The sequence below is a fragment of the Clostridium taeniosporum genome, assembly GCF_001735765.2.
Lineage (GTDB): Bacteria > Bacillota > Clostridia > Clostridiales > Clostridiaceae > Clostridium > Clostridium taeniosporum.
On the sequence record NZ_CP017253.2, the window covers coordinates 2,910,088 to 2,925,146 of the forward strand.

The window sequence follows — 15,059 nt, forward strand, 5'->3', positions numbered from 1 at the left end:
ACAAAATAATCATATTAAAACATATTTTCTTTTTAATACAACATATTATTTTATTGTTAAATTTTTTTCTTTATTTTTTATAATCAAATAAAATTTAAATATACCAAATATATAGCTTTAAATAGTAATGTATAAAAATAATAGAAGTAGCAATGTAACTACTTCTATTATTCTTATATATTAAATTATACTCTGTAAATTAATTTTATATCTAGTAAACATTTACAAAAAGCAGAGTACTAAAAATTTAAATATGTTAACATTATTTTCTAAATAGCTTCATTGATATTTGAAATCATTTTTATTTCTTTAAAGAATTTTTCATCTAATTTTTTTATTTGCATTCCAGCTATTGCACTTTCTGGCATAAGCATATATTTCTTTTTAAAATTTGAATTAATATAAAGTTCACTCATTTTTTCATAAAATGGCTTTACATCAGGAAATGATGTTTTTAATTCTGCATTTTCTATAACTAATATTAAAGAAGATGTATTATTAGATCTTGTAAAAGTAACAAAGTCCTTTATATAATTTTCAGCATCTTCTTTGGAAAACATCCCTTTTGAAGAAAGTATAGCTTTATTTCCTATAACCTCCATAGAATAGTTAGACATGTTATTTTTCTTTTGTATTTTCATCTATTATCCCTCCAAAATTATAATAAAACTGAACACTAGTCAGTTATTTTATAATTGTACCATATTATACTATATTATCCCACAATATTTTATTTTTTTCACAATTATTATATTTTAAATAAATTTTGTGGCTTATAAATAATAAAATAATAATTAGATGAAATGTACTTTTATAATAAGAATATTATATTATTCAATAACATTTATATCTGAAATAACTTTTATATAATCAAAAATTCTATCAGCATTTTTCCTTATTTGAATTTTAGCTATATCATTTTCCGGCATTATTATATATTTCTCTTTAAATTCAGCATTTATATATGCATTACAAACATTTTCATAAAATGATTTAGTATCAGGAAAACTCATTCTAAATTGACCATTATCTATAATAAGTATTAAATCTTTTACATCAGTTGTTTTAATAGCATTTTGAAAAATTTTAATATAATCTTCAGCATCTTCCTTAGAAAATAATCCATCGCCTTTTATTATAAATTTATTTTTCTCTATATTTATACTATATTTACATAATACATTTATTTTTTCTATTTTCATAATTCCCCCTAATGATTAAATATATATTTTAATTGTCAATTAGTTTTAAATGTACAAAAATAAATTTTTTATGTTGCTTTTGATTCTTTTTGAATTAAATTAAATTTTTTTGATTATTTTTACTATATGTACTACATCAACAATCCACTTTTTAAAGAAATAATACCATATTTTCTTATATTTTTCCATGTTTTTTTAAATTTCTCCATATAAACTCTTATTTATATCTTATTTTATTTTATTCTATAAACAATTTTATATAAAAAAGTAATTATAGGACAAAAAATACCATATGTTTATACATATTTAATTACAACATATGGTATTTAATTTATATTAATTAGAATTTTGAATTTTACTAAGTTTACAACTTAATTCATCTATATTCTTATATGCATTAGATATTTCATCTATATTATTATTAAGTTCACTAATATTAGCTGATATTTCTTCCATTGCTGATGCTGTATTTTCTACATTTTCACTTATACTATCAACTTCTTTTGTTGTGCTTGAAAATATAGTAACTAATCCTTTAACTTGTTGATCTACATTTTTAGAATGTTCTAATACATTTGTTGTATTATCATTTATGTTTTTAAACAAATCTTTTACTATATCAGTATGTTCATTACATGTTTCTATTGAATTCTTTTCTTTAATTATTTTACCAAATACATCTTTAGTTCTTTGAGATATACTATTTAATATTGTTGCTATTTGATTAGTAGATACTTTTGAATTTTCTGCTAACTTCTTGACTTCATCTGCGACAACTGCAAATCCTTTTCCATGCTCACCAGCTCTTGCTGCCTCTATTGATGCATTCAATGCTAAAAGATTTGTTTGCTCTGCTATCTCACTTACAGTATCTATAATTTTTATTATCTTTGAATTTTCTTCATTTAAATTATCAATTAAGTTTACAGTACTCACAATATTCTCTTTAACTTTAGTCATTTCATTTGACAAATCATTAACTTTACTAACACCTTGTAAAACACCATCTTTTGTAGATGATGATAATTTAGACATAATTTCTACTGCATCTGTAACTTCCCTTAATCCTTGTTCTCCAAGTTGCATAAATGACTGAATATTATTCATAGTTTCTACTTCCTTTGTAGCTTTATTAGCTACCTCATTTGAAGCAGTTGATATTTGATTTGAAACTTCTGCAGTAGTATTAATTCCATTGCTAATACCATTACTTGATTCATTTAAAGATTCTATTGTTTCTGTAAGTCTGCATAATAAAAGTTCTGTTTTAGATTTAGCTTCATTACTTTCTTTTATTTTTTCTTCTAATACCATATAAGTACGCTTTGTTAATACACATAATAGCGTACATATAACTAATCCACTAAAAATATAAAGAATTAAGAATACTAATTGATCAAATCCCATATTAGAAAATATTGTTTCTTTATTCTTTATAAAAAAATAACTCATGAAAAAAGTACTAACTATACATTGAATAATTATTGGAATTGCTTCTTGATATAATATGATCATAAACAGGGCTGCATAAAATATCATTAGATTAGATATTGTTGGTGAAGTGCTCATTAATATTACACCTATTACCGATATTGAAAATATCATAAAATACATTGATTGAGTAGTATATTTTTTCTTTATTAAAATAAACTGTATAATGCTTAATATAAGACCCGAACCTACTACTGCTATAACTGATTCTATAGGAGCTTTTAAATAATAATCAAATGCACCTCTTAATAATATTGAACTTAAAAACAGTGCAAGCAAAATTTTATTTTTCACTGCTATAATTTTCTTATTGTCCATTTATAGTTTCCCCCTTATGTAAAATTTTTTTTATTCTAAATATTAATTCCTAAAATAAATTAAAAGCTGATTTTCGTTAAAAACGATTAACTTATCTATGTGTATAATATTAACATATTTTATTATATGTGTATATAATTATACATTTAACTAGTTTTTTTTACACTTTTCTTATAATATGTAATAATATATAATATTAATTGAAATAAAAAAAACCAATAAATAGTAGTACATTTATTTTTCCTACTATTTATTAGCTATACTTATTGTTAATTAAACTACTCACCTACTAAAGTAGGTGGATTTAAGGTATAAATACCTTAGACTGAAAGTCAATGCTCTTTAAGGATTAATCCTTCTGAAAGGACATTAGCTAAAGCAACCTAAAGAGCATTGACTAAAACTCATTCTTCTATCTTAAATATATTTTCGTTATTATTAAGTTCTTGACTTTCTATATATCTTTTTATTGTTTCTTCTGTAACACTTCCAACTGTTGCACAAAAGTATCCTCGTGCCCATAAATGCTGCCCCCAGTATCTCTTTTTTAATTCTGGAAATTCATCTTGTATTAATCTTGATGATCTACCTTTCAAATATTGCACAATTTTACTGGGAGCGATGCTCGGAGAACATCCCAAAAGCATATGCACATGATCTTTTCCAATACTTCCTCTAACAATTGTAATTTGCCTTGCTTCACAGCCTTGTCTTATTAATTCTCTTAATCTAGATGATATATGCTTATTTAATACTTTATATCTATATTTTGTTACCCATATTACATGATATTTTATATCATATACCGTATGACTTCTTTTATTATATTCCTCCATACTAATCACATCCTTTTTAATTAGTATGGTCACATTTATAATTTCTTAAAAGGCTAAAAGCTGATACCGTCTAAAGACGGTGGTTTTAAACCACGCGAATAGAAAATAAAACATTAACTATTACCATTTTTTGTTATATGAAACTTTAATTTTTATCTTACTAATATTAGATTAAATTTAGATTTTATACTAATAAATCAAAGTACTTTAGATAAAAAATCTATTGTTCTTGGATTTTTAGGATTTTTAAATATCTCATCTGGTGTACCTTCTTCTATTATATTTCCACCATCCATAAAAAGTATTTTATCACCAACTTCTCTTGCAAATCCCATTTCATGAGTTACAACCACCATAGTCATTCCTTCTTTAGCAAGATTTTTCATAACATTTAAAACTTCCCCTACCATTTCAGGATCTAATGCTGATGTTGGTTCATCAAAAAGCATAACATCTGGTTCCATAGCTAATGCTCTAGCTATTGCTATTCTTTGTTTTTGTCCACCAGATAATGATGATGGATAAGCATTTGATTTATCTTTAAGCCCCACTTTATTTAATAAATCCATTGCATTTTTTTCTGCTTCTTGCTTAGATATTTTTTTCACTTTAATAGGTGATAATGTTATATTATTTAAAACAGTTTTATGAGGAAACAAATTAAATTGTTGAAAAACCATTCCCATTTTTTCTCTCATGTTATTTATATCTACTGAATTTGATGTTATATCTTTTCCTTCAAATTCAATTATCCCCAAACTAGGTTCCTCTAATAAATTTAGACATCTTAAAAATGTACTTTTCCCAGAGCCTGAAGGTCCAATTACAACAATAACTTCTCCTTTTTTTATATGATAATCTATCCCTTTTAAAACTTCATTGTCCCCAAAATTTTTGTGTAAATTTTTAACGTATATCACTTACCTTCATTCTCCTTTCTACATATCCTAATGTTCTTGTTAAAGTAAATGTAATTATAAAATATATAATTGCTGCTACTATAACAGGTTCTAAACCTAAAGCGGTATTCCCCTTAACAGTATTTGCATTGTACATAAGTTCAGCTACCCCAATTACTGAAACCATTGAAGATTCTTTAATTACTGATATAAATTCATTTCCTAGTGCAGGTAATATATTTTTGAATGCTTGTGGAATTATTATATTAAACATAGCCGTTTTTTGATTCATACCTAAACTTCTAGCTGCCTCCATTTGACCTTTATCAACAGCTTCAATACCTGCTCTAATTATTTCAGATACATATGCAGATGAATTAAGTGCTAATGCAATTGCTCCTGTAGTAATATCAGGTAAATCTATACCTATTAATTTAGGTAACCCAATATAGATTATATATATTTGAACTAGAAGAGGAGTTCCTCTAACAAATTCTACATAAGCTGTACCTATAGCTCTTAATATTTTAAATCTTGATCTCCTTAAAAGAGTTAAACCAAGCCCCATAATTGTTCCAAAAAGTACAGCAAAAAATGCTAATACTATTGTAATTTTTGCTCCATTCAAAAAAAATCCATAATATTTATCTAAAAATGTAAAATTCAAAATTTCTACCCCTCTCTCTTTCTACTGATAAGACTCAATTTTTTTGAATCTTATCAGTACATTAATTATTCCACCATTTCATTTGCTTCTATTACAAACTTTTCTATTTTACCTTCATCTTTTAATTTTTTTATAGTTTTATTAACTTCATTTTTTAAATCATCTGATCCTTTACTCATAGCTATTGCAGCTCCGCCTTCTTCATCTTCTAAGATTACATCAGTTAAAGCTATATCTGAATTTTTTTCACAATTAAATTGCGCTACTGGTAATTCTACTAATATTGCATCTACTTTATTATTTTTTAAATCTAATACCAAGTCAGTAACTTTTCCTAAAGCTTTCTTTTTAGCATCTGGTAATTTTTCATTTGCTAACATTTCTTGAATTGATCCTTTTTGCACTCCAATCTTCTTGTCTTTTAAATCATCAATTGATTTTATATTTTGTTCTTCACCTTTTCTAACTATAAATCCATGTTTAGCTGTATAATATATATCTGAGAAATCTGCATTTTCTTTTCTCTCATCAGTTGGTGTCATTCCTGCAAACACCATATCTACTTTTCCAGCTTGAAGTGCTACAAGTAATCCATCAAAATCCATATCATCTATTTCTAATTCAACACCCAAATCTTCAGCAAATGATTTTGCCATACTAATATCAAATCCAACTATTTTGTCTTTTCCATCTACTAGCTTATGAAATTCATATGGTGGATAATCTGCGCTTGTACCAACAACAAGTTTTCCCTTTTGTTTAATTGATTCCAATGCTGATTCATTTCCTGCTTTATTTCCTCCACATCCAACTATGCTTATTGCCATAGTTCCAATTGCTACAAATAATCCTAATTTTTTTAATAATCCTTTACTCATTATTAATTCCCCCTATTTACTTATATAAAATTCTTTTCCTAATCGCTTCGTTAGAATAATTATACACTATAACTTTATATTTATGCAATAGGTAATGTATAAATATTTAATTTTTATACATATAATTTTAATCCACCTATTCATATTATTGTATAAAACACAAATATAATTGATTATTTTTAGTATTTATTCATTTATTATTAATATTTATTCTATTTTATTGTTTTTAAAATAATCTTATTGTATTTTTATTCTATTAATATGTATATTAAATAATTCTATGTCTTGTTTTTTTGCATAAACAACAAAAAATAATGTATAAATAATTATATGTGTATCTTTTATAAAACAACTATCTAACGCTTTGTAGTTGAAGATGGCTAATTGAGAGTTGAGAGCTTTGCTTGAAAGTCTTTAGACTTTTTTAATATATATTTTAAAATTTCAATATTAGAATTTTATATTTAAATTAATTACGTAATTTTTCCTAAACTTTAAACTATCATTTCTCAATTCTCAACTTACATATCTCCTATTAATTAGTATTTGTTTTAACTTAAATTTTATTAGAATTTTAAGCTTTAAAATTTTTTATAATTTTATATGGGGAGAAAGTGGCTACACCAAACTTTTTAGTTAACAGTAAATAATTAAAAGATTTAGACAAGTCTTTTAATTTTAAAAAATTCTACAATTTTTTATATATCAAAAAAAGTGACAATTACCAAACAGTAATTGTCACAAAAACAATAAATATTTTTATTTTTTCTTGATAAATGAAAGTCTATGAAGAGCTCTTGTGCACATAATATATTTGACTAATGGATCAATTTCATGATTTTCTATTACTATTACTCCATCAAATTCTAATCCTTTTGCTAAATATGCTGGAATTAATACTTTTCCACCTTTATAAAGTATATCTTCTCTATCAAAACTTTGGATATTAATTCTTTCTTTAATAAGATGAGCAAATTTAGCTAAATCTTTATTTCCATTAAATATAATAGCTATATTTTCAAGACCTTCTTCTTCATAATCATCAATTATTGAAATAATAGTTTCTATAAACTCCTCATCTAAAGAAACTTCTTCCTCTATTACAGCTTCTCCATGTCTAACCAACGGAACTATCCTATGGTCATTTAAGAATTTAGTTGCATATTCCATTATTTCTTGAGTAGATCTATAACTCTTATTTAATCTATACTCTTGTACTTCTACTTGTATTTTCTCTTCATTAAATAAAGGTTGTAAATTTAACATAGCTGGTTCTTCGTTATTATTTATTAATCTTTGATTAGAATCACCAACTATTGTATAACTTTTACACCCTGTAAGTCCTTTTATTACTTCAAATTGTAATATACTATAATCTTGTGCTTCATCTATAACAATATGTCTTATTTCTTCCTTTATCTTCTTTCCTTCCAACTTAACCATTAAATATAATATTCCACTTAAGTCCATATAATCAAGTTCATTAGTATCTGTTATATATTTATAAATATTTATTATAGATTTATGGTTAATCCAAGAATCTAACTCTTTTCTTGAATTAATTACATTCCTTATAACCTCTCTAATTTTTATTTTCTTTAAATAATGTAAGTTGTTCTTTTCCATTTCAAATTCATCAGGTGATAATGATGCTCTTTTTTCTTTTATTTCCTGATTTATTTTATAAACCTCAGCATCTCTTTTATCTTTTATTTTAGATATAAGTACTCTTTTTATTTTTTCACTTCTTCTAAATAAAGGCATATATTTATAATGAATATTAAATAAATCTTCAATTTCTTTAATTCCAACTATTTCTTCACCATTAAAAGTTACTGGTTTTATCTTAAAATAATTGTTATTTAATTTATCAATCTCTTTATTTAGTAAATCTAAAAATCTTTTAGAACTCTTATATTTATATTCTTTAAGAGCCTCTTCATTTCCACTCATAGCTTCTTCTATATATTTACTGAAACTTTTAACATATCTATTTTTTAATCCTATTTCTCTTATAGCAAAGTTTTCAAAAGTCATTTGTTTTATTCCTTCTTCTCCTAAAGAAGGAAGTACCTGAGCAATATAATCCATAAATATATCATTAGGCCCAAATATAAGAACCTTATCACCAAATTGCTTTCTATAATTATAAAGAAGATAAGATATTCTATGTAATGCAATAGTTGTTTTCCCTGAACCAGCAACACCATTTACTACTATTACTTTATTCTTATCGCTTCTTATTATCTCATCTTGTTCTGATTGTATTGACATTACTATATCTTTTAACTTATCTGATGAATTCTCAGTAAGAACCATTTGTAGTATTTCATCTTTAACATCCACTTCTGAATCAAATATTCCTTTAAGCTCACCTTTTTTTATTATTATTTGCCTTCTTGAAAGTATATCTGTTTCAACTTCACCAGTTGGACATGTATAACTTGATTTTCCTAATGTACCCTTATAGAATAATGATGAAATAGGAGCTCTCCAATCTACAATTACAGGCTCATAAGTTTTTTCTACAGTCAAACCATATCTACCTATATAAAGTTCTTCTGGTAAATTTTCTTCTTCCATGAAAGTTACTTTACCAAAATAAGGTGATTCCTTTAACATAGTAAATTCTTTTAATCTTTTGTCTATTGTCTTATAAGCTTCTTCTTTTACATAGTTTTCATGATCAAAATAATCTATAACTTTATCTTCATCATCTTTAAATTCTTCAACAAACTTTTTTCTTGATTGAAGTATCTGATTAGTTATATCTTTTCTTTTTTGTATATAATTAAGTATTTCATCACTTAAAATTTTTTCAACTTCTTCTAACTTATTTTGTTCCATAAAAAAATCTAAATTTTGATTCAAATCATCTTTCCCCTTTGCTTAAGCACATTCAAATAAATAACTAGTCAGTATACTAGTTTATTTTGTGAACTACTTCTTCTTTAGAGCCTACTAATAGCATAACTATTAGCAAAACCTAAGTCATTATATTTTACAAAATATTCATCACGTATTTGACTTTTTATTTATTTTCATATGCCTTATTAAGTAAATTTATTTATCTATAATCTTTATTTATTCTTAGCATCATTAAAAATTATAACTTTTAACACTAAAACACTATCACTCATATCAATTCTATATGTATATATAATGCTTACAAAAACAAAAATCAAATTTATAATATGAACATATCATATTTTGAAAATATAAGGTTCAGATAATTTAACTAAAATCAAAGTTAAATCAATCTAAACCTTATATATTAAATATTATTTTTCTATCTTCTAATTATCTTTTAATTCATTTGTTTCTTCTAATAATTCTTGAGCTAATTCTTTTTCAGATTCAGTTGAATCACTAACTTCTTTATCTATATTTATACCAACTGTTTTTAAGAATTGTGATTTTTCTTTTTCTTCATTTTCTTTTCTTATTCTATCAAATTCCTCTTGTTTCTTTTTTTGTCTATCTTTAAATTCTTTTTCCTTTAGTTCTTTTTCCTTTAATTCTTTTTCTTTCTTTTCTTTAATTTCTGGATATTTTTCATAAACCATTTCCATGAATTCATTACCAAAAAGTGTTTCTTTTTCTAATAAAATATTAGCTATCTTATCTAATAAATCTCTATTTTCTCTAAGTATTTTTCTAGCTCTTCCATGAGCTTCTTTTATTATCTTTAATGATTCTTCATCTAATATAGTAGATGTTTCTTCACTGCAATTTCTAACTGCTCTTCCATCTAAATATCTATTTTGCATTGATTCAAGAGCCATCATATCAAATCTATCAGTCATACCATATACTGAAACCATACTTCTAGCTGATTGAGTTGCTCTTTCTATATCATTTGAAGCACCTGTTGAAACAACATTAAATACCTCTTCTTCTGCAGATCTACCACCTAAAAGAACTGTTATTTGATTCATTAAATCTTCTTTAGATATAAGATATTTTTCTTCTTCAGGAAGTTGCATAGTATATCCTAATGCTCCCATTGTTCTAGGAACTATTGTTATTTTATGAACAGGATCTGAACCCTCTAATAATGCAGCTACAAGCGCATGACCAACTTCATGGAAAGCAACTAATTTCTTTTCCTTAGGAGAAAGAATTCTATCTTTCTTTTCCTTACCTGCAATTATAACTTCCACTGCATCTCTTAAATCCTCTTGAAGTACAAATTTTCTTCTATTTCTTACCGCCCTTAAAGCTGATTCATTAATTATATTAGCAAGGTCAGCTCCTACTGCTCCTGGAGTACCTTTTGCTATTTCATCAAGGTCAACATCTTCTCCCAAGTTAACATTTTTAGCATGAACTCTAAGAATTGCTTCTCTACCTTTATAATCTGGTCTATCAACTATTACTCTTCTATCAAATCTACCTGGTCTTAAAAGAGCTTTATCTAATATTTCTGGTCTATTTGTAGCTCCAAGTATAACAATTCCTTTAGATGAATCAAATCCATCCATTTCAGAAAGTAATTGATTTAATGTTTGCTCTCTTTCATCATTACTTTGCATTTGATTATCTCTACTTTTACCAATTGCATCTATTTCATCTATAAATATTATACATGGTGCTTTTGCCACTGCTTCTTTAAATAATTCTCTAACTCTTGAAGCTCCAACTCCAACAAACATTTCAACAAAGCTTGAACCTGAAAGTGAGAAAAATGGAACTTTTGCTTCTCCTGCAACAGCTTTTGCAATAAGTGTTTTACCTGTTCCTGGAGGTCCTACAAGTAATGCTCCTTTAGGTAATTTAGCACCTATTTCTGTATATCTCTTTGGACAATTTAAAAAGTCAATTACTTCTTTTAATGACTCCTTAGCTTCTTCTTGGCCAGCAACATCATCAAAAGTCACTCCAATTTCGTTTTCAACATAAACTTTAGCGTTACTTTTTCCGATTCCCATTATTCCTCCGCCGCTGCCCATGCCTCCACTTCCCATTCTAGAGAATAAGAATTTCCACATTAAGAAGAAAAATAGCATTGGTAAAATCCAACTAAGTACAAAATCCATAATCGGACTTTGTTTTGGATTTTTACCTGTAAATATTATTTTAGGATTCGCATTATTTAATTTACTTATTAAATTTTCATCTTTAATATTAGCAGTATATAAAGTTTTACCCTTATATTCACTATTATCTGATGGTGTAATTATTAAATTATCACCTGTTATTACTACTTTTGATATTTTATTTTGATCTATCATTTCATAAAACTGATCATAGGATATTTCTTTTGTAGTTGCTGCTTCTCTAACATAATGTGCAGTACCTATGAACATAAAAACTATCAAAAAATATATTATCATTGTAATATATCCTTTTTTCTTCTTTTTATTGTTACCTTGCATTATATCATCCTTTCTTTACAATTCGTAAAAATATATAAAACGTTCTTATTCCCACATATTTTTCATCATATTGTTTATTGCTTGTTTTCTTTTTAAAGTCTCTTCCTTATCTATAATAAATACATCTTCCTTTTTAATCAAAACATCTCCATCTCTTATATTCCCTTTAATATTAGAAAGTGATACTTCTATAATTTCACCTTCAGATGACTCAATTACTACATAGTTTTCTTCAATTCTATCAACTATATATTTATCTACCATATTATAATATCCTCTCTTTATTTTCTCTATATTTAAGTTAACAATACTAAATAAAATTAACCTAAAATAAAACCTTAATCTAAATAAAATATCTTAAGAAATAGTATACCATATTATTAAGAAATAAGAACTATTAATTCAAAGGACCAAAATCCTTAAGAGGCCAAATTTTAATTTGTGCTTTTCCTTTTATATCATCTCCATCTATGTACGGATTAATCCATTTTCTTGCATCATTTGACCTTGCTCTATTATCGCCTAAAAAGAAGTATTTGCCATCTGGCACATCAAATATTCCATCGTAGTCTTCATTATTTTTCACATAATTCTCAGTTAATTGTTGTCCATTCACACTTACTATTCCATGCTTTATCTCTATATGATCTCCTGGTAAACCTATAACCCTTTTTATTAATGTTTCTTGAAGTTCATCTGAATAAAATACTATTATATTTCCATGTTCTATTTTCTCTAAATTATATATCTTAGTTACAAATAATTTATCTCCTTTATTTAATGTAGGAACCATTGATTCACTAGGAATGTATACATTGTAAACTAAAAATTTATTCACCAAAAATGCTATTATTAATGCTGCAAATATTGGTACTACCCATTCAGTAAAAAAATTTTCTTTTTTTATCATATTAATTTTCTCCATAAATTTATTCATAAATATATTCTCCTTTGAGGACAAAAAAATAAAGTCCTTTTATAATTAATTAGCAGTTTATAAATTATTTATACACCTTAAAATCAGTTATAGGATATATTTTAACTTTAGCTTTTCCTTGTATTTTTTCTCCTTTTATATAAGGATCTTTCCAATATCTAGAATCATCTGAATTTGCTCTATTATCTCCTAAAAAGAAATATTCACCTTCTGGAACATCAAATGTTTTATTACAAACTTCATTGTTTTTTACATAATCTTCATTTAATTGTTCCCCATTTACACTTACTATTCCATCTTTTATTTCTATATGATCTCCAGGAAGCCCTATTAATCTTTTTATAAGAATTTCCTTAAGTTCATCCGAATCAAAGATTACTATATCTCCTCTATTTAAATTTTCAGGATTATAGACTCTTGTCGCAATAAGCCTGTCTTTAACTTCTAATGTTGGTTTCATTGATGCACTTTTAATCCACACAGTATAAATCAAAAATTTCCAAACTAACAACCCTATAACTATGGCTCCTATAATCGTTAATCCCCATTCTTTAAAAAAATTATTTTTACTACTCGCCTCCATATAACTTCCACCTTCCTAAATAAATTTACATATACTAAAATATTTATTTTAAACTAGAGTCTCTATTTAATAATAAAACTTTAAAAATTGCATTTCATTAAAATATTAACTATAATTTACAATTTAATTAATTAAAAACAAAACATTATATTTCATCTTAATAGTATAACATAAAGCATTCTATTGAAACATTAAGGATTTATAACAAATTTGTTACTTAAAAATTTAAATATTATACATTATTTATAAGCAAAAAAATGTGTATCAAAATTAATAAATCAATTTGATACACACTAAGATATATATATTATCTTGGGAAAGAATATTAATAAAAAGCTAATTTTATTTAAAGATAATTTAGACTATTTCATTTTTTATAAGATCTTCATATGTTTCTCTCTTACAAATAAGTCTTGCTTTATTATCTTTTATCATCACTACTGGTGGTCTTGGAATCTTATTATAATTATTAGACATTGAATATCCGTATGCACCAGTTGTCATAACTGCTAAAATATCATTTGACTTTGGTACAGAAATATTAATATCATTTAATAGTATATCTCCTGATTCACAACATTTACCACAAATAGTTACTAATTCTTCTAGGTCTCTCTTAACTTCGTTAGCTAACATACATTCATATTTAGCATTATACAAAGCTGGTCTTATATTATCCGACATTCCACCATCTACTGATATATACTTTCTTACTCCGGAAATATTTTTTATTGATCCTACTGTATATAAAGTTATTCCAGCGTTACCAACTATACTTCTACCTGGTTCTATTATTAATGATGGCTTTGATTGACCTGTTCTAGAGCAAACTTCATCAACCTTATTTAATATTGCTTCACAATATTCTTTAGTTGTTTTTGGTTTATCCCCTCTATTATAGTATATACCAAATCCACCACCTAAATCTAGTTCTTTTATTAAATATCCTGTATTTTGTTTGATTTTCTTTATTAAATCTAGCATAATTTCTACTGCATCTTCATATGGTTCAATTTCAAATATTTGAGATCCAATATGACAATGTAGTCCAACTAACTCTATATTAGGAAACTCCATGGACTTATTCACAGCATCTTCTATCATATTATTAACAGGTGGAAATCCAAACTTAGAATCAATTTGACCAGTTTTTATATATTCATGAGTATGGGCTTCAATGCCAGGAGTTATTCTTAAAAATATTTTTTGAATTTTATTATACTTTGCTGCAATTTTATTTAATGATTCCATTTCATAATAATTATCTACAACAAATCTTCCAACACCTAGCTTAACTCCAAAGTCAATTTCATCTAATGTTTTATTATTTCCATGAAACATTACCCTTTCTAAGGGAAATCCTGATTTATAAGCTGTAAAAAGTTCCCCTCCAGATACAACATCTAATGATAACTTTTCTTCATTTATTATTTTACACATTTCAATTGTCAAAAATGCTTTCCCTGCATATGCAACTCTGTTTAAAGATTCCTCACATTTAAAATATTTGTAATAATCACTACAGTTTTGTCTGATTAACCCCTCATCCATAACATATAAAGGTGTACAATACTCCTTTACTAAATCAGTAGTTTTAATTCCCCCAATTGTTAATTCATTGTCTATAATTTCCATATTTCCGAATAATTTCATCTTTCTACCCTCCAATAATTTGTCTAAAAACAAAAGTCACAGATATTAATCTGCGACAGGTAGAGTCTACTTAATTAGGATTTTTGTTGCTCATTGCTTATTGCTAAAGTTATTTTAAATAGTATTTATTAATACTATTATTAGTATAATTAATATAAATTAAACATAAAAATATAAATTAATTTATATTTTTAGTGTAAATTTACTAATTATATTG

13 protein-coding genes are annotated in these 15,059 nt (G+C 25.5%); all 13 read right to left on the reverse strand.

Annotated elements, in window-relative coordinates; genetic code table 11:
• Positions 1-269: 269 nt before the first annotated feature.
• On the reverse strand, positions 270-641 hold the full coding sequence (locus BGI42_RS13150; RefSeq protein ID WP_069680735.1) for a hypothetical protein: 372 nt from the start codon (positions 639-641) through the stop codon (positions 270-272).
• A gap of 189 nt (positions 642-830) precedes the next feature.
• Positions 831-1,202 (reverse strand): hypothetical protein, encoded by a 372-nt coding sequence (locus BGI42_RS13155; protein ID WP_069680736.1) that lies wholly within the window; start codon positions 1,200-1,202, stop codon positions 831-833.
• A 336-nt stretch (positions 1,203-1,538) separates the two neighbouring features.
• Entirely contained in the window at positions 1,539-3,011 is a 1,473-nt protein-coding gene (locus tag BGI42_RS13160; protein WP_069680737.1) for a methyl-accepting chemotaxis protein, read from the reverse strand.
• A 404-nt stretch (positions 3,012-3,415) separates the two neighbouring features.
• Positions 3,416-3,847, reverse strand: a complete 432-nt coding sequence (tnpA, locus tag BGI42_RS13165; RefSeq protein ID WP_069679164.1) for an IS200/IS605 family transposase — start codon at positions 3,845-3,847, stop codon at positions 3,416-3,418.
• 197 nt (positions 3,848-4,044) lie between these two features.
• Positions 4,045-4,767 carry an amino acid ABC transporter ATP-binding protein gene (locus BGI42_RS13170; protein ID WP_069680738.1) on the reverse strand — a complete coding sequence of 241 codons (723 nt, stop codon included), beginning with the start codon at positions 4,765-4,767 and terminating at the stop codon, positions 4,045-4,047.
• Positions 4,754-5,413 (reverse strand): amino acid ABC transporter permease, encoded by a 660-nt coding sequence (locus BGI42_RS13175; protein WP_069680739.1) that lies wholly within the window; start codon positions 5,411-5,413, stop codon positions 4,754-4,756. Before BGI42_RS13175 ends, BGI42_RS13170 begins: the two co-directional genes overlap by 14 nt.
• Before the next feature lie 65 nt (positions 5,414-5,478).
• Positions 5,479-6,291 (reverse strand): ABC transporter substrate-binding protein, encoded by an 813-nt coding sequence (locus BGI42_RS13180; protein WP_069680740.1) that lies wholly within the window; start codon positions 6,289-6,291, stop codon positions 5,479-5,481.
• 759 nt (positions 6,292-7,050) lie between these two features.
• Positions 7,051-9,162: a HelD family protein gene (locus BGI42_RS13185; protein ID WP_069680741.1), complete on the reverse strand. Its 2,112-nt coding sequence runs from the start codon at positions 9,160-9,162 to the stop codon at positions 7,051-7,053.
• A 425-nt stretch (positions 9,163-9,587) separates the two neighbouring features.
• Positions 9,588-11,669 (reverse strand): ATP-dependent zinc metalloprotease FtsH, encoded by a 2,082-nt coding sequence (ftsH, locus tag BGI42_RS13190; RefSeq protein ID WP_069680742.1) that lies wholly within the window; start codon positions 11,667-11,669, stop codon positions 9,588-9,590.
• 45 nt (positions 11,670-11,714) lie between these two features.
• Entirely contained in the window at positions 11,715-11,933 is a 219-nt protein-coding gene (locus BGI42_RS13195) for a DUF3006 domain-containing protein (protein ID WP_069680743.1), read from the reverse strand.
• A 133-nt stretch (positions 11,934-12,066) separates the two neighbouring features.
• Positions 12,067-12,594 (reverse strand): signal peptidase I, encoded by a 528-nt coding sequence (lepB, locus tag BGI42_RS13200; RefSeq protein ID WP_069681091.1) that lies wholly within the window; start codon positions 12,592-12,594, stop codon positions 12,067-12,069.
• A gap of 76 nt (positions 12,595-12,670) precedes the next feature.
• The gene (lepB, locus tag BGI42_RS13205) at positions 12,671-13,189 is read right to left on the reverse strand and encodes a signal peptidase I (RefSeq protein WP_069680744.1); all 519 of its coding nucleotides are present in this window, start codon (positions 13,187-13,189) and stop codon (positions 12,671-12,673) included.
• Between the two features lie 357 nt (positions 13,190-13,546).
• Positions 13,547-14,842 carry a diaminopimelate decarboxylase gene (gene lysA / locus BGI42_RS13210; protein WP_069680745.1) on the reverse strand — a complete coding sequence of 432 codons (1,296 nt, stop codon included), beginning with the start codon at positions 14,840-14,842 and terminating at the stop codon, positions 13,547-13,549.
• Positions 14,843-15,059 lie beyond the last annotated feature (217 nt).

What these genes read in the sequence shown, in the direction of transcription:
- BGI42_RS13150 (WP_069680735.1), bottom strand. Translation starts at nt 641, where the DNA reads ATGAAAATACAAAAGAAAAATAACATGTCTAACTATTCTATGGAGGTT.
- BGI42_RS13155 (WP_069680736.1), bottom strand. Translation starts at nt 1,202, where the DNA reads ATGAAAATAGAAAAAATAAATGTATTATGTAAATATAGTATAAATATA.
- BGI42_RS13160 (WP_069680737.1), bottom strand. Translation starts at nt 3,011, where the DNA reads ATGGACAATAAGAAAATTATAGCAGTGAAAAATAAAATTTTGCTTGCA.
- tnpA (WP_069679164.1), bottom strand. Translation starts at nt 3,847, where the DNA reads ATGGAGGAATATAATAAAAGAAGTCATACGGTATATGATATAAAATAT.
- BGI42_RS13180 (WP_069680740.1), bottom strand. Translation starts at nt 6,291, where the DNA reads ATGAGTAAAGGATTATTAAAAAAATTAGGATTATTTGTAGCAATTGGA.
- ftsH (WP_069680742.1), bottom strand. Translation starts at nt 11,669, where the DNA reads ATGCAAGGTAACAATAAAAAGAAGAAAAAAGGATATATTACAATGATA.
- BGI42_RS13195 (WP_069680743.1), bottom strand. Translation starts at nt 11,933, where the DNA reads ATGGTAGATAAATATATAGTTGATAGAATTGAAGAAAACTATGTAGTA.
- lepB (WP_069681091.1), bottom strand. Translation starts at nt 12,594, where the DNA reads ATGGAGAAAATTAATATGATAAAAAAAGAAAATTTTTTTACTGAATGG.
- lepB (WP_069680744.1), bottom strand. Translation starts at nt 13,189, where the DNA reads ATGGAGGCGAGTAGTAAAAATAATTTTTTTAAAGAATGGGGATTAACG.
- lysA (WP_069680745.1), bottom strand. Translation starts at nt 14,842, where the DNA reads ATGAAATTATTCGGAAATATGGAAATTATAGACAATGAATTAACAATT.